Consider the following 24,570-nt stretch of genomic DNA (forward strand, 5'->3'; position numbering starts at 1 on the left):
GCACAGACGTTGAACGGTGTGTGAGCAGCTCAGTGATCGCTTCGACCCGGTTCTCCGTCCTCGACCGTTCGCGCACCCGTGAGGGGCACGACGGGCCCGGGGCGCTGCGCGACACCGTGCGCCTGGCGCGGGAACTCGAAGCGCTCGGCTACCACCGCCTGTGGGTGTCGGAACACCACGGGGTGCCGGGGGTCGCGGGTTCGGCGCCGACCGTGCTCGCCGCGGCGGTCGCCGCCGCCACCCGCACGATCCGGGTCGGCACCGGCGGCGTGATGCTGCCCAACCACCAACCCCTCGTCGTGGCCGAACAGTTCGGGGTCCTGGAGTCCCTGTTCCCCGGCCGGATCGACATGGGGCTCGGCCGCTCGGTGGGATTCACGGGCGGGGTGCGCAAGGCACTCGGCCGGGACAAGGACGACGCCGGGGACTTCGCCGGTCAGCTGGCGGAGCTCCTCGCGTTCTTCCGCGGCACGTCCGCGACCGGGGTGCGGGCCCGCCCCTCGGACGGCCTGAGCGTCCCGCCGTTCGTGCTCGCCCTCGGCGAGGGCGCGACGATCGCCGCCGAGGCCGGACTCCCGATGGTGATCGGCGACCTCAGGAACCGCGAGAAGATGCTGCGCGGCATCGACCAGTACCGCGCGGCGTTCCGCCCGTCGGCGTGGGCGGCCGAACCGTACGTCGTCGTCTCGGGCACGGTCGCCGTCGCCGGGACACCGGAGGCGGCCCGCCGCCTGCTGGTCTCCGAGGCCTGGTCGATGGCGTACTCCCGCACCCACGGCACGTTCCCGCCGCTGCCGCCCGCCGAGCGGGTGGAGGCGCTGGCGATGACCGCGAAGGAGCGGGACTTCTACGAGTCCGGGCTGCGCGGCCACATCGCGGGCACCGAGGACGAGGTCGCGGAGGAGCTGGAGACGCTGATCAAGGAGAGCGGCGCACAGGAGATGCTGGTCACGACCAGTACGTACGACCGGGAGGGGCTGCTCGACTCGTTCCGCGGGCTCGCCCGGGTAGCGGGTCTCGGCGCCGCCTAGAATCGTGGGGTTTGCCATTCCCTGGATCACCGCACCCGAGCCGCCGTACGGAGCCCGCCCCATGGACGACCCCCACGACCCGTTCGTCCGCGTCCGGGGTGCCCGCGAGCACAATCTGCGGGGCGTGGACGTGGACATCCCGCGTGACGTGATCGCCGTCTTCACCGGGGTCTCCGGCTCCGGGAAGTCCTCGCTGGCGTTCGGGACGATCTACGCCGAGGCCCAGCGCCGCTACTTCGAGTCCGTGGCCCCGTACGCGCGTCGCCTCATCCACCAGGTCGGTGCGCCCAAGGTCGGCGAGATCACCGGGCTTCCGCCGGCCGTGTCGCTCCAGCAGCGCCGATCGTCGCCCACGTCCCGTTCCTCCGTCGGCACCGTGACCACGCTCTCCAACTCGCTGCGCATGCTGTTCTCGCGGGCGGGCGACTACCCGCCGGGCGCGGAGCGGCTCGACTCCGACGCCTTCTCGCCGAACACCGCGGCGGGGGCGTGCCCCGAGTGTCACGGGCTCGGTCTGGTGCACCGCACGACGGAGGCGCTCCTCGTACCCGATCCGTCGCTGTCGATCCGCGAGGGGGCGATCGCCGCGTGGCCGGGTGCGTGGCAGGGCAAGAACCTGCGCGACGTGCTGGACGCGCTCGGGTACGACGTCGACCGGCCCTGGCGCGAGCTGCCGCAGGGCGAGCGGGACTGGATCCTGTTCACGGACGAGCAGCCGGTCGTCACGGTCCACCCCGTACGGGACGCCGGGCGCATCCAACGCCCTTACCAGGGCACGTACATGAGCGCGAACCGCTATGTGCTGAAGACGTTCGCGGACTCCAAGAGCCAGACGCTGCGCACGAAGGCCGAGCGGTTCCTCGACAGCGCGCCCTGTGCGGTGTGCGGCGGGGCGCGGCTGCGGGCCGAGTCGCTGGCCGTGACGTTCGCGGGCCGGACGATCGCGGAGCTGGCGCATCTGCCGCTCACGGACCTCGCGAGGATCCTCGACGTGCCGGACGACGCGTCGGAGACCGCGCGGGTTCTCACGGCCGATCTGCTGGCCCGGATCGCCACCGTCACCGAGCTCGGCCTCGGCTACCTCGGCCTGGACCGCGCCACCCCCACGCTCTCCGCCGGAGAGCTCCAACGCCTGCGGCTGGCAACGCAGTTGCGCTCGGGCCTGTTCGGCGTGGTCTACGTGCTCGACGAGCCGTCGGCGGGCCTGCACCCGGCCGACACTGAGTCGCTGCTCACGGTCCTGGACCGGCTCAAGGCGTCCGGCAACTCGGTGTTCGTGGTCGAGCACCATCTCGACGTCATGCGCCGGGCGGACTGGCTCGTCGACGTGGGGCCGCTCGCGGGCGAGCACGGCGGCCACGTGCTGCACAGCGGTCCCGTCGCGGACCTGGCGTCCGTCGCGGAGTCGGCGACCGCCCGGTTCCTGTTCGGCCGCGAGCCCGCACCTGAGCGCACGGTGCGGGAGCCGCGCGGGTGGCTGAAGGTCGGCCCGGTGACCCGGCACAATCTGCGGGACGTGTCGGCGGACGTTCCGCTCGGCGCGTTCACCGCCGTCACGGGTGTCTCCGGGTCCGGGAAGTCCACCCTGATCGGCTCGATCACGGAGGAACTGGAAGGCGTGGGGCGCCTGGTGGTCGTCGACCAGAAGCCGATCGGGCGCACCCCGCGCTCCAACCTCGCCACGTACACGGGTCTCTTCGACGTCGTACGGAAGGTGTTCGCGGCGACCGACGAGGCGAAGGCCCGTAAGTACGGCGTGGGGCGGTTCTCGTTCAACGTGGCGGGCGGCCGCTGCGAGACCTGCCAGGGCGAGGGGTTCGTCAGCGTCGAGCTGCTCTTCCTGCCCAGCACGTACGCGCCCTGCCCGGACTGCGGCGGCGCGCGCTACAACCCCGAGACGCTCCAAGTCGCCTACCGGGGACGGAACATCGCCGAGGTGCTCGACCTGACGGTGGAGGGCGCCGCAGCGTTCTTCGAGGAGGCGGGCGACGACGCGCCGGCGGTCATCCGCAGTCTGCGCACCCTCCTGGACGTGGGGCTCGGCTATCTGCGCCTGGGCCAGCCCGCGACCGAGCTGTCCGGCGGCGAGGCCCAACGCATCAAGCTGGCCAGCGAGTTGCAGCGGCTGCGCCGGGGCCACACGCTGTATCTCCTCGACGAGCCGACGACGGGTCTGCACCCGGCCGACACCGAGGTCCTGATGCGCCAACTGCACGGGCTCGTCGACGCGGGCAGCTCCGTCGTCGTGGTCGAGCACGACATGGCGGTCGTGGCGGGCGCGGACTGGGTGATCGACCTGGGGCCCGGCGGGGGCGACGCGGGCGGGCACATCGTCGCCGCGGGCCCGCCGGCCGAGGTGGCGCGGTCGGGCGACAGCCGTACGGCGCCCTATCTGGCGCGGGCGCTGGCCGGATGACACCGGGCAGACCGGGGAGGGGAGGCAGTCGCGCCCCCTACCCGGCCGCCCGCACATCGGCTCTGGGTGACGCCCGCAGTGTGTGCCGCGTGCGCGGTTCCACGCCGTGGCCGATGGTCGCCTCCACCGCGTCCGCGAGGCTCTTGCGGTGAGGGTGATCGCCCGGCGCGATCGCCGGAAGGACCTCCATCTCGGCGACGAGACCGCGCGCCGTGGCGACCCGCCACAGGGACGCGAGCAGCACGTCGTCGCCGACGAACGCGGGCGCGGCGCTGAACGCTCCCCCGCCGCTCCGATAGGAGATCCGTAGCGGCTGGACGGGCACGCCGGCGTCCAGGGCGGCCTGGAACACGGCCCGGCGGAACGGGCCTTGGGCGCGCCCGCACCACGTACTGCCCTCCGGGAACGCGACGACGGCCGCGCCGGAGCGCAGGGCGTCGGCGATCCGCGCGACGGTGTCCGGCAGGGCCCGCAGCCGGTCGCGCTCGATGAAGAGGGTGCCGCCGCGCGCGGCGAGCGGCCCGGCGACGGGCCAGGTGCCCACCTCGCGCTTGGCGAGCATGCGGGCCGGGCGGGCGGCGGCGGTCAGCGGGATGTCGAGCCACGAGATGTGGTTCGCCACGACCAGGACTCCCCCGTCCGGTACGGCGGCTCCGGTGATCCGTACCCGTACCCCCACCGACCGCACCACGGCCCGGCACCAGCGTGCCACCAGGGCGTCGCGCACCCGGGGCGGGCAGCGTCCCACCACCGGTGACAGGACGACTCCGAGGGCGGTGACGAGGACGAGTGCCAGGAGCCGGAGCGCGGCGCGCGGGGCGCCCGCCACGGCTGTCCCGGCGCGGGCGCACCCCTGCGGGGTGCAGGGCCCGGTGGGCAGCCAGGCGCTCACCACGACGGGGCGAGCGAGAGGAAGTGACGCAGGTAGCGCGGGTCGACGCGGCGCATGGACAGCAGCACGTACAGGTCGGCGACGCCGAAGTCCGGGTCGTGGGCCGGCTCTCCGCACACCATGGCGCCGAGCCGCAGATAGCCGCGAAGGAGTGCCGGCAGTTCGGTGCGTCCCTGGCGCTCGACGCCCTCGGCGGACCAGGGGAGCCGGGGTCGTACGCGGTACTCCTCGGGCGCGAGGTACTTGTCCCGTACCCGGTCCCAGGTTCCGGCGGCGAGCTGCCCGCCGTCGGCGAGCGGCAGGGAGCAGCAGCCGGCCAGCCACTCGTGGCCGCCGCGCTCCATGTAGCGGGCGATGCCCGCCCAGATCAGGCCGATGACGGCGCCGTCGCGGTGGTCGGGGTGGACGCAGGAGCGGCCGACCTCGACGAGGCCGGGACGTATCGCGGCGAGGGGGCCGAGGTCGAACTCGCCCTCCGAGTAGAGCCGTCCCGCGACCGCGGCGCGCTCGGGCGGCAGCAGCCGGTAGGTGCCGACGACCTGTCCCGTGGTGGTGTCGCGGACGAGCAGGTGGTCGCAGTAGGCGTCGAAGGAGTCGATGTCGAGGCCGGGTTCGGGGGTGCTGAGGTGGGCGCCCATCTCGCCGGCGAAGACGTCGTGGCGCAGCCGCTGCGCGGCCCGGACGTCGGCCTCGTCGCGGGCGATGGTCACGGTGTAGCGGGTGCCCGTCGCGGGCGGCGGGGCGGGGGCGAGGGTGGAAGCGGTCATGGCTCTCTCCCGGGGCAGGGCCTGTTCGGCACGTCGGCGGACAGGGCCGCTGGGGTTCGCGGCCCTTGCGGTTACGTTCTTCCGCCGTCCGCTGGCGTGCGCGTGGCCGTCAGCGGGATCCCGGATGTGCGGATGTTGAATGCCAGGAACCCGGGGCGCGCCCAGGTGGTGCCCCGGAGTGGTTCCGGGGCCGGAAATCCTGACGGGACCGGGGGATTGAGCACCACTCCCGGTCCCGCCCGCCCGCGCTGTGCCGCGGGACGTCTTTCCTGTGCCTGCCTTAAGGTGTCAGGCCCTCTTCACCTTCCGGGTCGCCCGCAGCCACTCCTTGTTCATGGCGGCGATGGACGGCAGCGGGATGCCCTTCGGGCAGGCGGTGGCGCACTCGCCGGTCAGGGTGCAGCCGCCGAAGCCCTCCGCGTCCATCTGCCCGACCATGTCGAGGACGCGGGTCTCGCGCTCGGGCGCGCCTTGCGGGAGGACGTTGAGGTGGTTGACCTTCGCCGAGGTGAACAGCATCGCCGAGCCGTTCGGGCAGGCCGCCACGCACGCTCCGCAGCCGATGCACTCGGCATGCTCGAACGCGAAGTCCGCGTCGGGCTTGGGTACGGGCGTGGAGTGGGCCTCGGGCGCGGCACCCGTGGGGGCGCTGATGTAGCCGCCGGCCTGGATGATGCGGTCGAACGCGGTGCGGTCGACGACGAGGTCCTTGACCACCGGGAACGCGGAGGCGCGCCACGGCTCGATGTCGATCGTGTCGCCGTCGTTGAAGGACCGCATGTGGAGCTGGCAGGTCGTGGTGCGCTCGGGGCCGTGCGCGTCGCCGTTGATCACGAGCGAGCAGGCGCCGCAGATGCCCTCGCGGCAGTCGTGGTCGAACGCGACCGGGTCGTCGCCCTTGAGGATGAGCTCCTCGTTGAGCGTGTCGAGCATCTCCAGGAACGACATGTCCTGCGAGATTCCGTCCACGTCGTAGGTGGACATGGCGCCTTCGGCGTCGGCGTTCTTCTGGCGCCAGACGCGCAGGGTGAGCTTCATGCGTAGCTCCGCTGGGTGGGGTGGACGTACTCGAAGACGAGGTCTTCCTTGTGGAGGGTGGGAGCCTCGCCCGTGGCCGTGAACTCCCAGGCGGCGGCGTACGAGAACTCCTCGTCGACGCGCGCCGCTTCACCGTCCGGGGTCTGCGACTCCTCGCGGAAGTGGCCGCCGCAGGACTCGGCGCGGTGCAGGGCGTCGAGGCACATGAGCTCGGCGAGCTCGATGTAGTCGACGATGCGGTTGGCCTTCTCCAGCGACTGGTTGAACTCCTCGCCGGTGCCGGGCACCTTGATGCGACGCCAGAACTCGTCGCGGATCTGCGGGATCCGGTCGAGGGCCTTGCGCAGGCCCTCCTCGGTGCGGGCCATGCCGCAGAACTCCCACATGAGTTCGCCGAGTTCGCGGTGGAAGGAGTCGGGGGTGCGGTCGCCGTCGACGGCGAGGAGCCGGGCGAGACGGTCGTCGGTCTCGGCGAGGACCTCGCGTACGGCGGGGTGTTCAGCCGATACCTCGTCGTGGTGCGGGTTGCGGGCCAGGTAGTCGTTGATGGTCGACGGCAGGACGAAGTAGCCGTCCGCGAGGCCCTGCATGAGCGCGCTCGCGCCGAGGCGGTTGGCGCCGTGGTCGGAGAAGTTGGCCTCACCGATCGCGAACAGGCCCGGGATCGTGGTGGAGAGGTCGTAGTCGACCCACAGGCCGCCCATCGTGTAGTGCACGGCTGGGTAGATCCGCATGGGGGTCTCGTACGGGTTCTCCGCGGTGATCCGCGCGTACATGTCGAAGAGGTTGCCGTACTTCTCCTCGACGGCCTTGCGGCCCATGCGGCGGATGGCGTCGGCGAAGTCGAGGTAGACGCCCTGGCCGCCGGGGCCCACTCCCCTGCCCTCGTCGCACACGTTCTTCGCGGCGCGCGAGGCGATGTCGCGGGGCACGAGGTTGCCGAAGGAGGGGTAGATGCGCTCCAGGTAGTAGTCGCGCTCGTCCTCGGGGATCTCGCCCGCCGGACGGGTGTCCCCCTTGGCCTTCGGGACCCAGATCCGGCCGTCGTTGCGCAGCGACTCGCTCATCAGCGTCAGCTTCGACTGGTGGTCGCCGGTGCGCGGGATGCAGGTGGGGTGGATCTGGGTGAAGCACGGATTGGCGAAGTAGGCGCCGCGCCGGTGCGCCCGCCAGACCGCCGTGGCGTTGCTGTTCATGGCGTTCGTCGACAGGTAGAAGACGTTGCCGTAGCCGCCCGACGCGAGGACGACGGCGTCGGCGAAGTACGTGTCGATCTTGCCGGTGATCAGGTCGCGGGCGACGATGCCGCGGGCCTTGCCGTCGACGACGACCAGGTCGAGCATCTCGGTGCGGGCGTGCATCTCGATATTGCCGGCGGCGATCTGCCGGGACAGGGCCTGGTACGCGCCGAGCAGGAGCTGCTGCCCAGTCTGGCCGCGGGCGTAGAAGGTCCTGGACACCTGGACGCCGCCGAAGGAGCGGGTGTCGAGCAGGCCGCCGTACTCGCGGGCGAAGGGCACGCCCTGGGCGACGCACTGGTCGATGATCTCGACGGAGATCTGGGCGAGGCGGTGCACGTTCGACTCGCGGGCGCGGAAGTCGCCGCCCTTGACCGTGTCGTAGAAGAGGCGGTGGACCGAGTCGCCGTCGTTGCGGTAGTTCTTCGCGGCGTTGATGCCGCCCTGCGCGGCGATCGAGTGGGCGCGGCGCGGGGAGTCCTGGTAGCAGAACTGGACGACGTGGTAGCCCTGTTCGGCGAGCGTCGCGCCTGCGGAGCCGCCGGCGAGGCCGGTGCCGACCACGATGACGGTGTGCTTGCGGCGGTTGGCCGGATTGACGAGCTTCGCCTCGAAGCGCCGCTTGTCCCAGCGCTCGTTGACGGGGCCTTCGGGGGCCTTGGTGTCGGCGACCGGCTCTCCGGTCGTGTACGCGGCGTAGGAAGTCATGGTCAGCTCACCACTCCGGTCATCACGCCCACGGGTACGGCGATGAAGCCGGCCGTGAGCAGCAGCGCGAGAACGTTGGCAACGGTCTTCAGGACGCGGTCGCGGGTCGCGTTGCCCACGCCGAGGGTCTGGGCGGCGCTCCAGAATCCGTGCCGGATGTGCAGGCCGAGCGCGAGCATGGCGACGATGTAGACGACGTCGCCGTACCAGGTGGAGAAGGTGTCGATCACGTTCTGGTACGGGTGGCCCGGCTGGAAGCCGCCGGGGTGCGCGGTGCCGGTCGTCAGGTCGAGGAGGTGCCACACGATGAACAGCGCGAGGATGATCCCGCCCCAGCGCATGGTGCGCGTGGCGTAGCTCGAACGCGCCTTCTTGTGCACGTACTTGGCCGGCCGCGCCTTGATGTCGCGCCGGCTCAGCTGATACGCCGACGTGGCGTGCGCGACGACGGCGGCCACGAGGACGATCCGGACGAGCCAGAGCGTCCACTCGTAGTGCATGAACGGCTCGCCGACGGTGCGCAGCCAGTGCGCGTAGTGGTTGAACTCGCCGGCGCCGAAGAAGATCTTCAGGTTGCCGATCATGTGGACGACCAGGTAGAGCAGCATGATCAGGCCGCTGACGGCCATCACCGTCTTCTTGCCGACGGACGAGTCCCAGAGCGTACGCGTCATGGACGGCCGTCGGTCCGTCCTTGTTGCCAGAGCCATGTCTCGCACGCTAGAGCGGCAAGGCCCGATCGGTCCAAGACATGGTCCGGCTCATTTCCATAGGCTCAGGCTATCGACCGATTACCCTGGGGGTCATGCAGTTCCAGCAGCTCCAGTACTTCGTGGCCGTCGCCGAGACCCGGCACTTCACCCGGGCCGCCGAACTCGTCCACGTCGCCCAGCCGTCGCTGTCCCAGCAGATCCGCTCCCTGGAGCGGGAGCTGGGCGCGGATCTCTTCCTGCGCGCCCGCGGGAACATCACCCTCACCGACGCGGGCGAAGCGCTGCTGCCGCTCGCCCGGCGGATCCTCGCGGACGCGGACACGGCGCGGCAGGAGGTGCAGGAGCTGGCACATCTCAGGAGCGGGCGGGTGCGGCTCGGCGCCACGCCGTCGCTGTGCACGGGCCTGCTGCCGGACGTGCTGCGCGCCTTCCACGACCGGTATCCGGGCATCCGCCTGATGATCGAGGAGGGCGGCTCCCACGACCTCGTACGGGAGCTGGCGCGCGGAGCGCTCGACCTGGCGCTCGTGGTGCTGCCGCTGCCGGCGCCGGCGCCCGCGCTGACCACGGTCGAGCTGCTGCGGGAGGACCTGGTGGTGGTCTCGTCGCCGGACGCGCGGCGCCCCGGGCGGGGGCGGACCGTGCGCATCGCTGACCTGGAGGGCGAGCGGATGGTCATGTTCCGGCACGGGTACGACCTGCGGGAGCTGACGGTGGCCGCGTGCCGGGCGGAAGGCTTCGAGCCGGACTTCGCGGTGGAGGGGGGCGAGATGGACGCGGTGCTTGGCTTTGTGCGGGCGGGGCTCGGGGTGGCCGTGGTGCCTGACATGGTCGCCCGGCGCGCGGGGGGTGACCTTCGGGTCACGCCACTTGCCCGTCCCGGGCTGTCCCGGACGATTGCGCTGGCGCATCGGTCGGATGTGGCTCCGCCGCGGGCTGCGCGGGAGCTTCAGCGGATGCTTTTGCGGTGACCGGGGGTGTGGGGGGCCGGGGTTTCTTTTGCGCAGTTCCCCGCGCCCCTTATGGGGGGTGGCTGCGGGCCGGTGGGGGATGGGCGCGCCCCGCGGCGGAGCCGCTGATGGACACAGCCCCGCGCCCCTGAAGGCGAGCGGCTTCGCCGCTCGCCTTCATCGGGGAAATGCGGCACGCAGTGCCTGCATTTCAGGGGCGCGGGGAACTGCGCGACCAGCCACAAACAAGCCGCACCCGGCGATCAACCCGTCGCGTCCGCCAGTGCCAGCTCGTGCAGACGGTCCGGCGGGCCGGGACGTGCGTAGTACCAGCCCTGAGCCGTATCGCAGCCCAGGTCACGGAGTTGCTCCGCCTGCGCTCCCGTTTCCACGCCCTCCACGGTGACCGCCAGGTCCAGGCTGTGCGCCAGCGCGACGATGCCCTCGACGATCTTGAGGTCCACCGGGTCCGCCGGAAACCGCTGCATGCCCTGCGTGAAGGAGCGGTCCAGCTTGAGGACGCTCACCGGGAGCCGCCGCAGGTTCGCCAGGTTCGAGTAGCCCGTGCCGAAGTCGTCGAGCGCGATGTCCACGCCCATCTCGGCGAGCCGCCGCAGCGGCTTCAGCAGATCGTCGTCCGCGCCGATCAGCGCGGACTCGGTGACCTCCAGGCACAGGGCGCCCGGTGCGAGCCCGAGGCGTTCCAGGATGTCGACCGTGTCGGAGACGAGCCCGGGGTGCGTGAGCTGGCACGGGGACAGGTTCACGTTGACCCGCAGCGGTCCCGCGTCCGCGCCGTCGGGAGTGCGCGCCTGCCACGTACGGGCCTGGCGCACGGACTCCTCCAGGACCCAGCGTCCGAGCGGGACGATGAGGCCAGTGTCTTCGGCGAGCGGGATGAACTGGTCGGGCCCGAGCACCCCGTGCTGCGGGTGCAGCCACCGTACGAGCGCCTCCGCGCCGCGCACACTGCCGTCGCCGAGGTGCACGAGCGGCTGGTACTCGATGAAGAACTCGCCGCGCTCCAGGGCCGCGGGCAGCGCGGTCGTGAGGCCGTGGCGCGTGATGGCGCGCGCGTCGGCCTCGGGGTCGGCGAGCTCGAAGCGGTTGCCGCCGGCGGACTTGGCCCGGTACATGGTGATGTCGGCGCTGCGCAGGACCTCGGCGGGACTGCGCTCGCCCGCCGCGGGACCCTCCACGATGCCGATGGAGCCGCGCACGGTCAGCTCACGGCCGTCGATCCGAATGGGGGCGGCGAGCGCGTGCATGATGCGCCCGGCCAGGTCGTCGACCTCCGCCGCCGTGTCGCGGCCGGTGGTCAGGGCGACGAACTCGTCGCCGCCGAGCCTCGCCACCATCTCGCCGGCGGCGGTGGCGCAGGCCTGGAGACGGTCGGCGACCTCGACGAGGAGGCGGTCGCCCGCCGCGTGGCCGAGGCTGTCGTTGATGGTCTTGAAGCCGTCGAGGTCCAGGTAGCACAGGCCGAAGCGCATGCCGTCGCCGGCGGCCAGCGCCTTCTCCAGGCGCTCGAAGAACAGGGTCCTGTTGGGGAGCCCGGTGAGGGCGTCGTGGGTGGCCTCGTAGCGCAGGCGCAGATTCAGCAGGCGGCGCTCGGTGGTGTCCTCCATCAGCGCGAGCTGGTACTGCGGCGCACCCTCGGCGTCGCGCAGCAGGGAGACGGTGAGGTTGGTCCACAGGGCGGTGCCGTCGGGGCGGCAGAACGCCTTCTCCACGCGGTAGTGCTCGCGTTCGCCGCGCACCAGTTCCTCGTAGAGGCGCCACACGTGCGGGGCGTCGTCGGGGTGGGTCCACTCGACGACGTTGCGGCCGCGCACCAGGTTCTCGGCGCCGCCGAACATGCGCACCAGCGCGTCGTTGGCCTCCAGGACCGTGCCCTCAAGGTCGGCTATGCCGATGCCGATGGCCGCGCCGTGGAACACCGCGCGGAAGCGCGCCTCGCTGGCGTGCAGGGCCTCGGCGACCGCGCTGCGCGCGCTCAGGGCGGCCCTCGAGATGGCCTCCTGTTCGGCGAGGGTGCGCTCGCGCAGGGCGCGGGCGAAGCCGGCCGCGACAGCGTGCTGGAGGCGGGCGCAGCGGGCCCGCAGCTCCTCCTCGCGCCGGTCCTCGTCGTCACGGCAGTACAGGACGAGGTACGCGTCGACCACGTCGAGGGTGCGGCTGAGTGCCTCGGGGTCGGTGCAGTGCACGCCGATCAGCGCGGCGCCGACCGACTGGGCCGCGGGCGCGTCCAAGGCGCGTTCGCCGAGCGCGTCCCGCAACCGGCGGGCGAGCGGCAGGAGTTCCTTCTCGAACTCGGCCCGGGTCAGGGAGGTCGCCGTCACCGGGAAGATCGCCCGGCTCCAGATGGTGGCGAATCTGCGCAGCCGGTCCTCGGGGCTGTCCGGCTCGCCGTTCACGCCTTGCGCCCGACGCCGGCGTAGCCGGAAAAGGCGTACGGGTCCTCGTCCGCGGGCGCGTTCTCCGGGCGCCAGTCGGCCATCGGCACGAGTCCGGGTTCGGCCATCTCGTACCCCTCGAAGAACCGCGCGATCTCGTCGCGCGAGCGCATGATCAGCGGCTGGCGGATGTTCTTGTACACGTCGACGGTTCCGGCGGCGCGCTCGGCGGGCAGCGGGATGCCCTCGTACGCGGCGTGCGTGACGATCAGGAGGCTGCCGGGCGCGAGCGCGTCGCGCAGTTCGGCGACGGCGCGCCGCGGGTCGTCCGCGTCCTCGACGAAGTGCAGGACGGCGACGAGGAGCAGGGCCACCGGCCGGTCCAGGTCGAGGAGGCCGCCGACCTCGGGGTGCGCCAGGATCTCCCGGGGCTTGCGCAGGTCGGCGGCGAGGACGGCCGTACGGTCGTCGCCCTCCAGGACCGCTCGGCTGTGCGCGACGGCGACCGGGTCGTGGTCGACGTAGACGACGCGCGCTTCGGAGTCGGCCGCCTGCGCCACTTCGTGAACGTTTCCGAAGGTGGGAATGCCGGAGCCGATGTCGAGGAACTGAGTCACGCCCTCCTGGACGGCGTAGCGCACCGCCCGGCGCATGAAGGCACGATTCGCCTGCATGATCTTCGGGAGTCCCGGCATGAACTCCATCGCCTTGCGCGCCGCTTCCCGGTCCACCTCGAAGTTGTGCGAACCGCCGAGGTAGTAGTCGTAGATCCGGGACACGCTCGGCACCGAGATGTCGATGCCCTGAGGGGCCCAGGCGGGTCGCTCCATCAATGTCTCCAAGGCGTAGGCGTGCCGGTGTTCGAGCTGAGGCTACTGATCGACCGCCAATGGAGCGAGTCAAAACGGAAATTGACCGTCCGTTCTCGGTCACTGCCTCCGGCAAGTGCCGAATGGCAATGATCCGAAATCACCCCGAAAGCCTCTCTGTCGCAACGGAAAAGAACCGGTCCGTTCCGCTCCGCGACATCCATGGAGGGAAACGAACCGGCCTTTCGCCAAATCCTTACCGACTCTACGCCGTACGCCTACTTCGGCGCCCCCAGGGGTTTTCCGTCGGGTGAGGCGGCGTACCAAGTCCCGCCCACGCCCTGCCCATTGACGTCACCCGGCCTCTTGTCGCCGGAGAACGTGTAGAGCGGCCAGCAGTTGATCGTCTGCTGCTTGCCGCCGTCGGGGCGGACGTACGTCATGAAACCCTTCTTGAGGATGCCCTTCGTGTCGTTCCTGGTGACGGGCGCGACGGCCGGCCACTTATCCGCGCAGGCTCCGGCGCAGTTCGACTTGATGGGCCAGGCCGAGTCCTTGAGGAATCGGTAGACGGTCATGCCGTTGCGGTCGACGACGATCTCGCCGAGTTCCGGATCCCTGCGCGTGGAGAGGCCCGCGCGTCCGGCCGGACGCGCGGCCGCGGGGCTCGCCTTTCCGCCGTCGGGCGCGGCGGCGTGCCAGACGCCGCCCACACCCTGCCCCTTGGCGTCGCCCGGCTTCGTGTCCATGGCGTACCGGTACATGGGCCGGCCGTCGATGGTCAGCTGCCGGGTGCCGTCGGCCGCGGTGACCTCGCCGAGCAGCGACGGGGCGACGCCCGGAGCGGCCTTGGCGCCGTCGGCGGGCACGGCGGGCCAGGCCTTGAGGCACGCGTCGTCACAGTTCGACCTGGGCGGCCGGGCGGTGTCCTTGTCGAAGCGGTACATCGTGAGGCCCGCGCTGTCGGTGACCACCTGGCCAAGTTTCGCGCTGTCCCAGGCGGCCAACTGCCCGGCGGGCTTCACCCCGACGCCCCCGGTCGCCCCGGCCGCCCCGGTTGCCCCGGCCGCCCCCGCGCCCTTCGCGTCCCCTGATCCGTAGCCGTCACCGCCGCCGTACGCGTCCCCGCTGCCGTAACCGCCTTGCGCCGGGGCGGCGTTGCCCACGTTCTGGCCGGCCGGCGACTGGTCGCCCTGGTCCTGACCGCACGCCGTCGTCAGCGCCAGCAGGGCCGCGGCTGTCGCCACGAGTGAGGCGCTCCGCCAGGTGTCCATTGCCAACTCCCGCTGCTCGATGGGTTGTTGCGCGATCCCGGGAGAGTCCGCGCTTGGCCCTGGGTACGGGCGGTGACGGCGGATGTGTTCAACGCGTGGCCGGAATATTCGTCCGGGGAGGGGGCGCGGGGCAGCATCGGCGCGGGTCGCGCGTGCGCTCCGGGGCCCCCGGTCAAACTTGGCGCCCCCCAGGTCCCCACGTTCGGACCAATCCGCGGCGGCCCGGGCGTGGCGGCATCCGGCGCTGCCCATGATCTCCGGCGTGTACGGATCCAGAGGGGCCAGGTCGACCCTGGCCACACGGGTGGTGGCGGTGCTCGCGCTTGCCTGGCTCGCGGGTGCGCCCGCGGCCGGTGCCACGGCGGCCGCCCTCGCCCCGGCCGACAACTGCGCGTACGCCTCGATCGGTGACGGCGGCGGGGGTGACGCGATCGCCGTCTCGGGTGACGGCGTGGTGTGCCGTGCGGGACCCACGAAGCCTCCGCCGAAGAAACCCGCGCCCGCGCCGCCCCCGGCCCCCAAACCCCCGCCACCTCCACCACCGCCTCCTCCCCCACCCCCTCCGCCGCCTCCGCCCCCGCCTCCGCCTCCGCCGCCCGTGAAGCCTCCGCCGCCACCGAAGCCGAAGCCGACCGTGCGGCCCAAACCCTCGCCGAAGCCGGTGAGTTACCCCGTGTACCGTCCCGCGCCGCGCAAGGCGCCGCCCCGCGGCGGCCCTTCCCTCGTCTCGCTCACCCTGCTCATCACCGCGCCCGCGGTGCTCGCCGTCGCCGCCCTGCGCCCGCGCTGACCGCCGGAGGTCCCGATGTCGGAATGGCTTGTTCTCACCCTCGCGATGGTGGCCGCCTGCGCGGTCGTCCTCGTCGTGACCGTCCTGCAGCAGCGCCGGATCGGTGACGACGACGACCCGAGCGAGACCCCGGACGTCATCGAGTACATGACGATGATGATCGGCGTGGTGTACGCGATCGTCCTCGGTCTGGCCATCGCCGGGGTCTGGGAGGGCCGCAGCGCCGCCCAGGACCACGTCCGCAACGAGGCGCAGGCCCTGCACGAGGTCCATGAACGCGTCCGCGTCTATCCCACGGAGGTCCGGAACCGGATCCGCGCGGATGTCGACACCTATGTCAGCCATGTCGTCACCACCGAGTGGCACACGATGAAGACCAAGGGCCATCTCACCGCCGAGGGCACCCGGCTTTTCGACCGGGTGCGCCACGACGTGACGGACTACCAGCCGAAGACCGACTTCGAGGCGCAGGCCTACCAGCCGCTCGTCGACCAGGTCACCGCGGCGGACGACGCCCGCAACGCGCGCGCCGACTCCACCGGCGCCACCATGCCGGGCGTGGTCTGGTTCGGCCTGATCACCGGAGCGCTCGTCACGATCGGCATGGTCTTCGCCCTGCAGATCCGGCGGACGGCACGCGAACTGGTCCTCGCCGGGCTGTTCTCGGCGCTGATCGCGTTCCTGCTCTTCCTGGTGTGGGACCTGGACGCGCCCTACAGCCGGGGGGTCGCGGCCACCGTGGAACCGTTCCGCATGCTGTTCCCGCACGCCGGGTGAGACCGCCCCGCACAGGACCCGCGGGCCACGCCGGCCCGCGGGTCAACTCGCCCGGGGGGGGCTCGACCGGCAGGTCGGCTCGGACCGGGGGGTGACTCGACCGGCGGATCAGCTCGACCGGCGGGTCGGCTCGGCCCTCGGGTCACCTCGTCCAGTGGGTCACCTCGGCCCTCGGGTCCGCTCGGCGGCGGTCACCTCGACCGGCGCGTCAGCTTGGCCCCCGGATCAGCTCGGCCCTCCCAGCGCGAGCCCCCTCTCGGCCAGTGCCTCGCCCAGGACCCGCAGCGCCTTGGGCCCCATGCCGTGCAGCGCCTTCAGTTCGTCCACGGGCACGCCCGAGAGCTGGGCGAGATGCGTGTATCCGGCCGCGTTCAGGGCGCGTGTCGCCGGCGCGCCGATGCCGCGCGGAAACCCGGTGGGTGCGGTGCCGTCCGTCATCACTGCCTGCCTCTCCCGGCGGGCGCGGGCTGCGACGCGCGCGCCCGCGGCGCACTCTGGTGCCATGACTGCCTGGCACACCCCTATCGTCGTACACCCTCTCGCGCCCGAGGGCGGGCGGCACGTCACCGTGCGGGGACGGGCCGTCGGGCTCGCGCACAGCGATCAGGACCTCATCCGGCTGCTGCGTGCGGCCGGGCTCGGGGAGGCCGACATGACGCTCGACGACCCCCATCTGGTCGAGTGGCGGGGCGCGGGCCCGCACGTGTGGCACCCGGCGGAGCCCGGGGAGCCGTCGCCGCACCACCCGGTCCCCTGACCGGCCCACACGATTGCCCCGTTCGCGCTACACGGATCGCGGCCGTCCGGCGCGGTACCTAGCGTTTCCGGCATCGAGGTGCATTCCCGACACGGCGGAACAGGTCCGCAGTTGCCCCTCGGGACCCGGAGGACTGACCATGCACGCGATACGCGCCGCTTCCGCCGCCGTGCTCGGCCTCACCGCGCTGACCCTCACCGCCCCCGCCGCCTTCGCCGGGGACTCCCGGCATTTCGAGGTGAGCGTCTCGCCCTCGACCGTCGCCGCCGGCGGGCAGGTCACCCTCCACGCGAGCGGCTGCCACGGCGACACGACCGTGTCCTCCGGGGTCTTCGACACCACCGTGATCCGCAGGGACTCCGGCTCGGCCACGGCGACGGTCGACCGGGACGCCAAGCGGTCCGCGGTGTACTCGGTGACGTTCGCCTGCAAGCACGGCCCGACGAAGAACGTCGACCTGACCATCGCGGCCGGCCGCCCCGACACCCCGACCCGCGAGCCGGAGCGCCCCCTGACTCCCGCGCAGCGCGGGGTGCACGCCGGTGTGGGCGGCACCGCCGGAGGCTTCGACCTGCAGAAGATCGGCCTCGGCGCGGCGCTGGTCGCGGGCGCGCTCGGCTCCGCGTACTCCTGGCAGCGGCGCCGCTCGGGCGACCACGACGCCTGAACCGCCCGGCGCCGCACGGACCTTCGCCCCGGCTCCCGCGCGGGGAGAACCAGCGGGGAGAACCGGGGGCGAGGGGCCGTTCACGTGCGAGCCGTTCCGAAGGGTGAGCGTCAGGCCTTGCTCTCCGCCCGGCGCCGCATCCAGAACACACCGCCCCCGACGACCGCGGCCGCCACCAGGCCGCCGCCGATGACCATGTCGGCCCGGGTGGCCCCCGTGGTCGTGCTGCCGCCGAGACCGCCGCGGACACCGCCGCGGATGACGGTGAAGGCGTTCGGCCTGGTGAGCGTCCTGCCCTCACCGCAGTGGACCGTGATGTCGTACGCACCGGGCTCGGCGTTGCGGTTGACGGTCGGGGTCGCACTCGACGTGTTGCCGCTCGTACGGCTGAGGGGCGTCGTCGGGAACGCCGGTGAGGAGACGGAGCTTCGGGGATTCTGGCACGACGTGCCGTCGACCGTCACGGTGAGCTTCCCGCCCGGCACGATGACGCTCGGCACGGCGACGATGTTGCTGGGGTCGGTCCAGGCGGATGCGGCCGGGGCGGCGAGCCCCACTGCGGCGACCGCGACTGCCGAGACCGCCAGGGCACGGGTGGTACGCATTGTGATCCTCCGCGGGAGGCGCCCGGGGAGTCTTCCCCGGGTCGGTCGGCGAGAGCACCTCCCAGACAGACCCTCAGATGCCGTGCACAGAGCCGCATTTCGGGAATCGGCCGTACCGGTGAGACGACACGCCGGTCGAATTCCGCACGGGCCGATATTGCCGCAGGTCACGGACTGTCAGAAATTTAATCGGCGGACCGGACTCGGATGGCGCACCGCGCCTCTGGCCACCACCCGTTCGCGCCTGCTCTGTCGCCCCGCGCGTGCGCCGCGCTTAGCGTTTTCGTAAGTGCAAGTGACGTGGTCTCGCCACCGCGTCGAGAGGGGTGAACGCATGTCTTCGTCCCAGCCGGCCGACGAGGAGGGTCAGCAGAGGAAGCGGGCGCCGTGGGGCGTGATAGCGCTGGTTCTGCTCACCGGTCTCGCGCTGATCCGTAATGGATCGGGGGAATTCGACATCGGCCCCCCGCAGCCCGCTTCGGCGGCCGCGGCGGACGCCCACGCCCCCGCGCGGCCCGGCGCGCCCGCGCCGCTGCCGTTCTCCGTGCCGGACCGGGTGCAGATCCCGGCGATCCAGGTGGACGCCCCGGTCACACCCGTGGGGGTCGACCCGGACGGCTGGGTGGACGCCCCGCCTCCCGAGGACCCCAATCTCGCGGGCTGGTTCACGGGCGCGGTGACGCCGGGCGAGAAGGGCACGGCTGTCGTCGTCGGCCATGTCGACAACAAGCAGGGACCGGCGGTCTTCTACGGCCTGGGTGCGCTCAAGAAGGGAAATCGCGTGAAGGTCCTGCGCAAGGACCAGAAGACCGCCGTGTTCGAGATCTACGGCATCGAGGTCTTCGAGAAGGCGAATTTCCCGGGGAACCGCGTCTACGGCAGCACCGGTGCGCCCGAACTCCGGGTGATCACCTGTGGCGGCGGTTTCTCCCAGCAGAACGGCTACGACGGCAATGTCGTCGTCTTCGCCCGCCTGGTCGAGGTGCACTGACCCGGCGGGCGAATTACGGCTCAGACCTCTCGGCGGCGTGGGACCGCGACGCGGTAACCCGAGTCGAGGAGTTCCGGCAGATAGGTGCGCAGGGCGGCGACACTCTGGGAGCGGTTGCCGCCCGCGTCATGGCTGAGGACGACGACTCCCGGCGCCGCCCCGTCCCGGACCGCCCGGATGATGGAGCGGGTGCCCGGCTCCATCCAGTCGTTCGTGTCGACGGTCCACGCGAGGGGCTCCATGCCGAGTTCGGCGCCGACCCGGAACACGTTGCGGTTCCAGGCCCCGTAGGGCGCGCGGAACCAGGCGGGCGGCTCGCCGGTCGTGTCGTCGATGATCTCGCAGGTCCGCTCGATCTCGTAGCGGACGGCCGAGCGCGACATCTTGGTCAGGAGCGGGTGGGTCCAGGTGTGGTTGCCGATGACGTGTCCGTCGTCGGCCATCTCGCGCAGCAGGTCCTTGTTCCATTCGGCCTGCTCCCCGCAGACGAAGAACATGGCGCGGACGTCGTACTCGCGCAGGGTCCGCAGGATGCCCGGGGTGTAGGCGGGGTCGGGTCCGTCGTCGAAGCTGAGGACGATGATCTTGTCGCGGGTGTCCATGCGGAGGATCGGCTCGCGCCGTACGGGCAGCCGGCCAGGGGCCTCGTGGGGTGCGCCGTACCCGGCCATGGGCCGGAGGCGGTACGTGGAGGGCCTCATCGCCCTGGCCGCCCCGGGTCCGGCGGCGGCGGGCACGCTCGGGGAGGCCGCACGGCCGGGGGCGCCGGCCTTGTCGGTGCAGCCGGCGACCGCTGCCAGGCCGAGGAGCGCGGCGCCGCGGACCAGCGCCCGCCGGCCTTGGCTGATCTGATCTGATTTCATGACTTATGCCTCGCACGGCGACCGTCGCGGGCCGCACTCCAACACCGCGCCGCCCGTCGAAAGCACCCGATGGGACCAGCGGCGAAGCGGGGGTGCCCGGTGCGGACGTACCCGGTACGGAAGTCCGCGCCCCGGCGGCTGCGGGAGGCGGGGATTCCGCTAGCCTCGGCGCTGTGACCGAACAGCAGCCACACCAGTTCGAACGCGGCACGGACGGCCCCAAGGTGATCGTGGTCGGGGTGGACGGCTCCGATTCGTCGCTGCGTGCCGCGGCCTACGCCGGCGGCCTCGCGCGGCGTCAGCGCGCGCTCCTGGCCGTCGTCTACGTCCAGCCCGTCATGGCGACCGGCGCCGCGCTCGGCGTCCCCGTGGCCGACACGACGGACGAGATCGCCGAGGGCCTGATCGCCGAGATCAGGGCGGCGACGGAGCGCGTGAAGGACATATTCGAGGTGCGCTGGGAGTTCCACACGTTCCGCGGCGACCCCTACAACGGTCTGGTCACGGCCGCCGACGACCTGAAGGCGGACGCGGTGGTCGTCGGCGCGTCCGAGCAGGCCGGTCACCGGATCGTCGGCTCGGTCGCGGTGCGCCTGGTGAAGGCCGGTCGCTGGCCGGTCACCGTGGTCCCGTAACCAGCGGACTTTCCCGCGAACCCGCACACTGGGGTGAGGCGTGCCTTCTTCCTAAGCCGCCACGGGTGGGCCATCCTGATCGCCCGTCAGCCGAGTGCCGTCCGCGAAGAGGTGGAGCCCATGGCCGGTCCCAGAAGACTCCGGATGGGTGAGGGCGTACTGCGCCGCAAGCCCATCGAACACATCGAGGAGGCGGAGGGCGGCGCGACGCAGCAGCTGACGCGTTCCCTCGGCCTGGTGCAGCTCACGGCGATCGGTGTCGGCGGCATCATCGGCGCCGGCATCTTCACCCTCGCCGGCACGGTCGCCAACGGTACGGCCGGGCCCGCGGTCCTGATCTCGTTCCTCATCGCGGGCGTCGCGAGCGCCTGCGCCGCACTGTCCTACGCGGAGTTCGCCGGCCTGATCCCGAAGGCCGGCTCCGCCTACACGTACGGGTACGCCGTCCTCGGCGAGCTGGTCGGCTGGTTCATCGGCTGGGACCTGCTCCTGGAGTACACGGCGATCGTCGCGGTGGTGGCCATCGGCATCTCGGGCTACTTCGGTTTCCTGCTCGGCGAGGTCGGCCTCGATCTGCCGAAGTGGATGCTGGGCGCGCCGGGGACGGGCGACGGTCACCGGGTCGACCTGTTCGCCGCGCTGCTGTGCATCCTGATCGCGTATCTGCTGACGCTCGGCATCAAGAACGCGGCCCGCTTCGAGACGATCGTGGTGGTCCTGAAGGTCGTCGTGGTGGTGGTCGTCATCACCGTGGGCTTCTTCCACATCAACACGGACAACTACACGCCGTTCTTCCCGTTCGGCATCAGCGGCGCGTTCACGGGTGCGGCCACGGTGTTCTTCGCGGTCTTCGGCTACGACGCGATGTCGACGGCCGCGGAGGAGTCGAAGGACGCCCAGCGCCACATGCCGAAGGCGATCATCTACTCGCTGGCGATCTCGATGGTGCTGTACGTGCTGGCCTGTCTGGTCCTCACCGGCATGCAGAACTACAAGGACATCGACCCGGAGAGCGGCTTCTCCACGGCGTTCAAGTCGGTGGGCCTGAGCGGGCTCGCGGACGTGATCGCGGTCGGCGCGATCATCGGCATCCTCACCGTGATGTTCACGTTCATGCTGGGCGTCACGCGCGTGTGGTTCTCGATGAGCCGCGACGGGCTGCTGCCCAAGTGGTTCTCGAAGACGCACCCGACGCGGCACGTGCCGACGCGTGTGACGTGGATCGTCGGGTTCGCCTCGGCGATCATCGCGGGGTTCATCCCGATCGGCGAGGCGGCCGAGCTGACCAACATCGGCATCCTGCTGGCGTTCGTCGTGGTGTGCATCGCGGTGATCGCGCTGCGCTACCGGCAGCCCAACCTGCCGCGCACCTTCCGCACACCGGGCATGCCGTTCGTGCCCGCGCTCGGGGTCGTCTTCTCGATCTGGCTGATCACGTTCCTGCAGTGGCAGACCTGGGTGCGGTTCGCCGTCTGGTTCGTGGTCGGGCTCGGCATCTACTTCGGCTACTCGTACAAGCGCTCCGAGCTGGCGAAGACGGAGCCGTCGGCGGGGTCCTGACCGCTACTCGCCCATCGTCAGGCCGTCCTCGGCCGCGCCGCGGCTGAGGACGACCCGGCGGATCCGGTCGCGGACGCCGGTGAGGTCCGCTCCCCGGCCGATGGCCTGGTTGACGTTCACGACGCGCCCCGCGCCGAGGTCGAACCACTGCGGGACGAACTCGGCCTTGCGCACCTCCCAGCGGCCGCCGGGCCGGGCGGGCGGCGCGAAGGTGAAGCGCCCGATGGTGCTCTCGTTGCCGCGCGGGTCCTGGGCGCCGTCGTAGTTGAACATCTCGCCCGCGATCTGGTCGCCCATGCCGTAGATCACCCAGGTGCCGTTGACCTTCTCGTAGGCCTGCGGGATGTGTGCGTGGGTGCCGAGGATCAGGTCGATGTCGGGGCGGCCGCCGGTGCGGGACGCGGTGAGTTCGCCGCCCAGCCGCAGCTGCTGCTCGTCCGGCTCGTCCTGCCACTCGGTGCCCCAGTGCAGGGAGACGACGACCACGTCCGCGCCCGCCTTCCGGGCCGCCCTCGCGTCCTCGACGATCTGCTGACGGACGATCATGTTCACTGCCCACGGCCTGCCTTCGGGCTGCGGGAACCCGTTCGTCCCGTACGTGTAGGCGAGGTGGGCGACCCTGGCGTCACCGGCGCGCAGCCAGCCGGGGCTGCGGCTCTCGGCGGCGGTGCGGGCCGAGCCGGCGTGCCGGACGCCCGCGCGGTCGAGGGCGCCGAGGGTGCGGTCGATGCCGGCGGCTCCGTCGTCCAGGGTGTGGTTGGAGGCGGTCGAGCAGGCGTCGTAGCCGGTGGCGCGCAGGCCGCGGGCGACCTGCGGCGGGGACTTGAACGTCGGGTAGCCGGTGTAGTCGCCGTCGGCGCCGTAGACCGTCTCCATGTGACAGATCGCCAGGTCCGCCTTGGAGACGACCGGTTTAACGCCGGACAGCATCGGCGCGAAGTCGTAGCCGGGGCCGCCCGCGTCGGCGTTCGCCTTCTCGATGATCTCGGTGTGGGGCAGTACGTCGCCGGAGGCCACAAGCGTGAAGCCGCGCTGCCCGCCGGTGGTGCCGCCCGCGGCCGACGCCGCCGGGTGTCCGGTGGCGTGCGGCGTCACGTGCCGGGTCCCGTCGGCGGGCCCGGAGCAGGCCGCGGCCGAGGCGGCGAGCACGGCGGCCAGGACCGCGATTCCCTGACGTGAGTGCCGCGATGGCCGTGTGTGGTGTGCGTGGCGTGAGTGGCGTGGGTTCCCCGTGCGCTGCGTCATCGACCAGGCTCCAAGATTCGGTGGATAAGGTGATTTTCGACATACGCATAGACGTACGAGCGCAATCCCGAGTCAAGGCTCCATACCGCCGCAGTCCCTGGAACGGCGTCACGTTCCGCCGCCGTCGGCCCCGTTCACCGCACCGCTCGCCGACCGCATCGACCGCCCGCCGCAGACCCCGGCGCGCCCTCTGGGCGTGAGCGGCGGGCTGCGCTGGCATACGGCCATGACGACTGCCACGAAGACCGAAGGACACGGCCGAACGGCAGAACGCGAGCTGGCGGAACTCCAGCGCGAGCACGGCGGGCCGCTTCTCTGCTTCCTCCTGCGGCTGTGCGACGGCGACCGGCAACGGGCGGAAGACCTGGTCCAGGAGACGTTCGTGCGTGCCTGGCAGCATCCGGAGGCGCTGAGCGCCGACTACGCGTCGGTGCGGCCCTGGCTGTTCACCGTCGGCCGCAGGCTCGCGATAGACGCCCGGCGCGCGCGGCTCGCGCGGCCCCCGGAGACCGTCGGCGCGGTCCTGGACAGCGCGCGGGTCTGCGCCGACCACGCGGAGCGCTCGGCGGCCGCGCTCGACGTGCGGGAGGCGGTGGCGACCCTGAGCCCGGAGCACCGGGCGGTACTCCTCCAGGTGTACTTCCGGGGCGCCTCCGTCGCCGAGGCCGCGGCGGCGCTCGGGATTCCGCCCGGTACCGTGAAGTCCCGCGCGTACTACGCGCTGCGCGCACTGCGCAGGGTGCTGCCGGGCTACGAGGCGAACCCGTCCGTCCCGCGCTGAAACCGGACGGCGGGTCAAGCCTCGGTAAAGCGCCTTGCCCGGTGCCCCGGTCCTCGATTGAGTAATCGGCTGTCCTCCCCTGCGAGTCGGGACGTGAGGGCCCGGGGGCCGGCGGAGCGCACGGACCGGAGGAAGGCAGGAAGGGATGTTGCACGGGAGCAAGGAAGGCACGTCGGGGGCCGACGGGGGCGAACTGACGGTGCCGATGGCGTGGTTGTACGCCGAGTACATCGCCGATGAGCTGCTGCGCACCGGTGATCTGATGCCGCCCACGTCCTTCGAGTTCCGGGCCGGGCGCGACGCGCTGGCCCTGACGATCTTCCTGTCGGACACGAAGGGCGAGCTGTCCGGCATCCGGGTCGTGTCCCAGCTGGAGACCTGGCTGTCGCTGACGGCGTACGACCAGCCGTGGCAGGACTGGGTGCGGGAGCACCTGACGCGCCTCGCCTCGCGGGCCCGCGAGCAGAACACGCCTTCGCCCGACCTCGAACTGGCCGAGGCCGCGTGGCGCTGGCTGGAGGAGACCGAGCTGCTGGCCCCGGACCTGGACTCGGTGCCGGACGGCGGGCCCCTGCCCGACGAGGACGACGGGCCGAGGGTGTGGACGCCGGCCTGGCAGCTGGGGCTGCCGCTCGGGCATCTGGCGATCCACCTGTTCTGAGCCCGC

At 71.9% G+C, this 24,570-nt stretch carries 23 protein-coding genes; 11 read left to right on the forward strand and 12 right to left on the reverse strand.

Translation table 11 applies throughout. The features are described 5' to 3' along the window. The first annotated feature begins 20 nt into the window (after nt 1–20). Both EOT10_RS19995 and EOT10_RS20000 read left to right on the forward strand, forming a co-directional pair. Nucleotides 21–1,031: an LLM class flavin-dependent oxidoreductase gene (locus tag EOT10_RS19995; protein WP_127829611.1), complete on the forward strand. Its 1,011-nt coding sequence runs from the start codon at nt 21–23 to the stop codon at nt 1,029–1,031. Between the two features lie 61 nt (nt 1,032–1,092). Then, entirely contained in the window at nt 1,093–3,447 is a 2,355-nt protein-coding gene (locus tag EOT10_RS20000; protein WP_127829612.1) for an ATP-binding cassette domain-containing protein, read from the forward strand. A gap of 37 nt (nt 3,448–3,484) precedes the next feature. Here the strand turns inward: EOT10_RS20000 and EOT10_RS20005 are convergent, their stop codons facing one another. The 5 genes from EOT10_RS20005 to EOT10_RS20025 form a co-directional block, all read right to left on the reverse strand. Then, the gene (locus EOT10_RS20005) at nt 3,485–4,339 is read right to left on the reverse strand and encodes a lysophospholipid acyltransferase family protein (RefSeq protein ID WP_127829613.1); all 855 of its coding nucleotides are present in this window, start codon (nt 4,337–4,339) and stop codon (nt 3,485–3,487) included. Beyond that, entirely contained in the window at nt 4,336–5,106 is a 771-nt protein-coding gene (locus tag EOT10_RS20010; RefSeq protein ID WP_127829614.1) for a GNAT family N-acetyltransferase, read from the reverse strand. Before EOT10_RS20010 ends, EOT10_RS20005 begins: the two co-directional genes overlap by 4 nt. A 288-nt stretch (nt 5,107–5,394) precedes the next feature. After that, nucleotides 5,395–6,144 (reverse strand): succinate dehydrogenase/fumarate reductase iron-sulfur subunit, encoded by a 750-nt coding sequence (locus tag EOT10_RS20015; protein WP_127829615.1) that lies wholly within the window; start codon nt 6,142–6,144, stop codon nt 5,395–5,397. Continuing rightward, entirely contained in the window at nt 6,141–8,090 is a 1,950-nt protein-coding gene (locus tag EOT10_RS20020) for a fumarate reductase/succinate dehydrogenase flavoprotein subunit (protein ID WP_127829616.1), read from the reverse strand. The genes EOT10_RS20015 and EOT10_RS20020 overlap by 4 nt, the downstream gene beginning before the upstream one ends. A gap of 2 nt (nt 8,091–8,092) precedes the next feature. Beyond that, nucleotides 8,093–8,764 carry a succinate dehydrogenase gene (locus EOT10_RS20025; RefSeq protein WP_127829819.1) on the reverse strand — a complete coding sequence of 224 codons (672 nt, stop codon included), beginning with the start codon at nt 8,762–8,764 and terminating at the stop codon, nt 8,093–8,095. Between the two features lie 131 nt (nt 8,765–8,895). Between EOT10_RS20025 and EOT10_RS20030 the strand changes: the two genes are divergently transcribed. Beyond that, nucleotides 8,896–9,774, forward strand: coding sequence for a LysR family transcriptional regulator (locus EOT10_RS20030; RefSeq protein ID WP_127829617.1), 879 nt, complete (start codon nt 8,896–8,898; stop codon nt 9,772–9,774). 242 nt (nt 9,775–10,016) lie between these two features. Here the strand turns inward: EOT10_RS20030 and EOT10_RS20035 are convergent, their stop codons facing one another. From EOT10_RS20035 to EOT10_RS20045, 3 genes are all read right to left on the reverse strand, one after another. After that, nucleotides 10,017–12,170 (reverse strand): putative bifunctional diguanylate cyclase/phosphodiesterase, encoded by a 2,154-nt coding sequence (locus EOT10_RS20035; protein WP_127829618.1) that lies wholly within the window; start codon nt 12,168–12,170, stop codon nt 10,017–10,019. Further along, on the reverse strand, nt 12,167–12,979 hold the full coding sequence (locus tag EOT10_RS20040; RefSeq protein WP_127829619.1) for an SAM-dependent methyltransferase: 813 nt from the start codon (nt 12,977–12,979) through the stop codon (nt 12,167–12,169). Before EOT10_RS20040 ends, EOT10_RS20035 begins: the two co-directional genes overlap by 4 nt. Nucleotides 12,980–13,236: 257 nt before the next feature. Continuing rightward, nucleotides 13,237–14,232, reverse strand: a complete 996-nt coding sequence (locus EOT10_RS20045; protein WP_127829620.1) for an SCO0930 family lipoprotein — start codon at nt 14,230–14,232, stop codon at nt 13,237–13,239. Nucleotides 14,233–15,037: 805 nt separating this feature from the next. Between EOT10_RS20045 and EOT10_RS20055 the strand changes: the two genes are divergently transcribed. Beyond that, nucleotides 15,038–15,799, forward strand: coding sequence for a bestrophin-like domain (locus EOT10_RS20055; RefSeq protein WP_189491835.1), 762 nt, complete (start codon nt 15,038–15,040; stop codon nt 15,797–15,799). A 225-nt stretch (nt 15,800–16,024) separates the two neighbouring features. Here the strand turns inward: EOT10_RS20055 and EOT10_RS20060 are convergent, their stop codons facing one another. Beyond that, nucleotides 16,025–16,237, reverse strand: a complete 213-nt coding sequence (locus EOT10_RS20060; RefSeq protein WP_127829622.1) for a helix-hairpin-helix domain-containing protein — start codon at nt 16,235–16,237, stop codon at nt 16,025–16,027. A 64-nt stretch (nt 16,238–16,301) separates the two neighbouring features. Here EOT10_RS20060 and EOT10_RS20065 point away from each other — a divergent pair, with 64 nt between their 5' ends. Beyond that, the gene (locus EOT10_RS20065) at nt 16,302–16,556 is read left to right on the forward strand and encodes a hypothetical protein (protein WP_127829623.1); all 255 of its coding nucleotides are present in this window, start codon (nt 16,302–16,304) and stop codon (nt 16,554–16,556) included. Nucleotides 16,557–16,695: 139 nt separating this feature from the next. Then, nucleotides 16,696–17,223 (forward strand): hypothetical protein, encoded by a 528-nt coding sequence (locus tag EOT10_RS20070; RefSeq protein WP_127829624.1) that lies wholly within the window; start codon nt 16,696–16,698, stop codon nt 17,221–17,223. Between the two features lie 110 nt (nt 17,224–17,333). Here the strand turns inward: EOT10_RS20070 and EOT10_RS20075 are convergent, their stop codons facing one another. Then, nucleotides 17,334–17,828 carry a hypothetical protein gene (locus tag EOT10_RS20075; RefSeq protein WP_127829625.1) on the reverse strand — a complete coding sequence of 165 codons (495 nt, stop codon included), beginning with the start codon at nt 17,826–17,828 and terminating at the stop codon, nt 17,334–17,336. Nucleotides 17,829–18,162: 334 nt separating this feature from the next. Between EOT10_RS20075 and EOT10_RS20080 the strand changes: the two genes are divergently transcribed. Beyond that, complete coding sequence (locus tag EOT10_RS20080) at nt 18,163–18,819, forward strand: class F sortase (protein ID WP_127829626.1); 657 nt, start codon at nt 18,163–18,165, stop codon at nt 18,817–18,819. Between the two features lie 20 nt (nt 18,820–18,839). Here the strand turns inward: EOT10_RS20080 and EOT10_RS20085 are convergent, their stop codons facing one another. Further along, nucleotides 18,840–19,682, reverse strand: coding sequence for a polysaccharide deacetylase family protein (locus tag EOT10_RS20085; RefSeq protein WP_189491838.1), 843 nt, complete (start codon nt 19,680–19,682; stop codon nt 18,840–18,842). 173 nt (nt 19,683–19,855) lie between these two features. Between EOT10_RS20085 and EOT10_RS20090 the strand changes: the two genes are divergently transcribed. Both EOT10_RS20090 and EOT10_RS20095 read left to right on the forward strand, forming a co-directional pair. After that, nucleotides 19,856–20,317: a universal stress protein gene (locus EOT10_RS20090; protein ID WP_127829627.1), complete on the forward strand. Its 462-nt coding sequence runs from the start codon at nt 19,856–19,858 to the stop codon at nt 20,315–20,317. A 120-nt stretch (nt 20,318–20,437) separates the two neighbouring features. Next, nucleotides 20,438–21,877 (forward strand): amino acid permease, encoded by a 1,440-nt coding sequence (locus tag EOT10_RS20095; RefSeq protein ID WP_127829628.1) that lies wholly within the window; start codon nt 20,438–20,440, stop codon nt 21,875–21,877. A gap of 3 nt (nt 21,878–21,880) precedes the next feature. Here the strand turns inward: EOT10_RS20095 and EOT10_RS20100 are convergent, their stop codons facing one another. Next, nucleotides 21,881–23,026 (reverse strand): CapA family protein, encoded by a 1,146-nt coding sequence (locus EOT10_RS20100; protein ID WP_317617355.1) that lies wholly within the window; start codon nt 23,024–23,026, stop codon nt 21,881–21,883. 322 nt (nt 23,027–23,348) lie between these two features. Between EOT10_RS20100 and EOT10_RS20105 the strand changes: the two genes are divergently transcribed. Together EOT10_RS20105 and EOT10_RS20110 are read left to right on the forward strand one after the other, a co-directional pair. Next, nucleotides 23,349–23,903, forward strand: coding sequence for a sigma-70 family RNA polymerase sigma factor (locus EOT10_RS20105; protein WP_127829630.1), 555 nt, complete (start codon nt 23,349–23,351; stop codon nt 23,901–23,903). Between the two features lie 145 nt (nt 23,904–24,048). Beyond that, a complete protein-coding gene (locus EOT10_RS20110; protein ID WP_127829631.1) occupies nt 24,049–24,564 on the forward strand; it encodes a hypothetical protein in 516 nt (171 codons plus the stop codon). The last annotated feature ends 6 nt before the right edge of the window (nt 24,565–24,570 follow it).

It is taken from the genome of Streptomyces antnestii, from assembly GCF_004005495.1.
Taxonomy (GTDB): Bacteria; Actinomycetota; Actinomycetes; order Streptomycetales; family Streptomycetaceae; genus Streptomyces; species Streptomyces antnestii.

Excerpts from the sequence above, each read along its gene's own strand:
- EOT10_RS20000 (WP_127829612.1), top strand. The coding sequence starts at position 1,093 with ATGGACGACCCCCACGACCCGTTCGTCCGCGTCCGGGGTGCCCGCGAG.
- EOT10_RS20010 (WP_127829614.1), bottom strand. The coding sequence starts at position 5,106 with ATGACCGCTTCCACCCTCGCCCCCGCCCCGCCGCCCGCGACGGGCACC.
- EOT10_RS20015 (WP_127829615.1), bottom strand. The coding sequence starts at position 6,144 with ATGAAGCTCACCCTGCGCGTCTGGCGCCAGAAGAACGCCGACGCCGAA.
- EOT10_RS20020 (WP_127829616.1), bottom strand. The coding sequence starts at position 8,090 with ATGACTTCCTACGCCGCGTACACGACCGGAGAGCCGGTCGCCGACACC.
- EOT10_RS20025 (WP_127829819.1), bottom strand. The coding sequence starts at position 8,764 with ATGACGCGTACGCTCTGGGACTCGTCCGTCGGCAAGAAGACGGTGATG.
- EOT10_RS20030 (WP_127829617.1), top strand. The coding sequence starts at position 8,896 with ATGCAGTTCCAGCAGCTCCAGTACTTCGTGGCCGTCGCCGAGACCCGG.
- EOT10_RS20040 (WP_127829619.1), bottom strand. The coding sequence starts at position 12,979 with ATGGAGCGACCCGCCTGGGCCCCTCAGGGCATCGACATCTCGGTGCCG.
- EOT10_RS20045 (WP_127829620.1), bottom strand. The coding sequence starts at position 14,232 with ATGGACACCTGGCGGAGCGCCTCACTCGTGGCGACAGCCGCGGCCCTG.
- EOT10_RS20055 (WP_189491835.1), top strand. The coding sequence starts at position 15,038 with ATGTCGGAATGGCTTGTTCTCACCCTCGCGATGGTGGCCGCCTGCGCG.
- EOT10_RS20060 (WP_127829622.1), bottom strand. The coding sequence starts at position 16,237 with ATGACGGACGGCACCGCACCCACCGGGTTTCCGCGCGGCATCGGCGCG.
- EOT10_RS20065 (WP_127829623.1), top strand. The coding sequence starts at position 16,302 with ATGACTGCCTGGCACACCCCTATCGTCGTACACCCTCTCGCGCCCGAG.
- EOT10_RS20070 (WP_127829624.1), top strand. The coding sequence starts at position 16,696 with ATGCACGCGATACGCGCCGCTTCCGCCGCCGTGCTCGGCCTCACCGCG.
- EOT10_RS20075 (WP_127829625.1), bottom strand. The coding sequence starts at position 17,828 with ATGCGTACCACCCGTGCCCTGGCGGTCTCGGCAGTCGCGGTCGCCGCA.
- EOT10_RS20080 (WP_127829626.1), top strand. The coding sequence starts at position 18,163 with ATGTCTTCGTCCCAGCCGGCCGACGAGGAGGGTCAGCAGAGGAAGCGG.
- EOT10_RS20085 (WP_189491838.1), bottom strand. The coding sequence starts at position 19,682 with ATGAAATCAGATCAGATCAGCCAAGGCCGGCGGGCGCTGGTCCGCGGC.
- EOT10_RS20095 (WP_127829628.1), top strand. The coding sequence starts at position 20,438 with ATGGCCGGTCCCAGAAGACTCCGGATGGGTGAGGGCGTACTGCGCCGC.
- EOT10_RS20105 (WP_127829630.1), top strand. The coding sequence starts at position 23,349 with ATGACGACTGCCACGAAGACCGAAGGACACGGCCGAACGGCAGAACGC.
- EOT10_RS20110 (WP_127829631.1), top strand. The coding sequence starts at position 24,049 with ATGTTGCACGGGAGCAAGGAAGGCACGTCGGGGGCCGACGGGGGCGAA.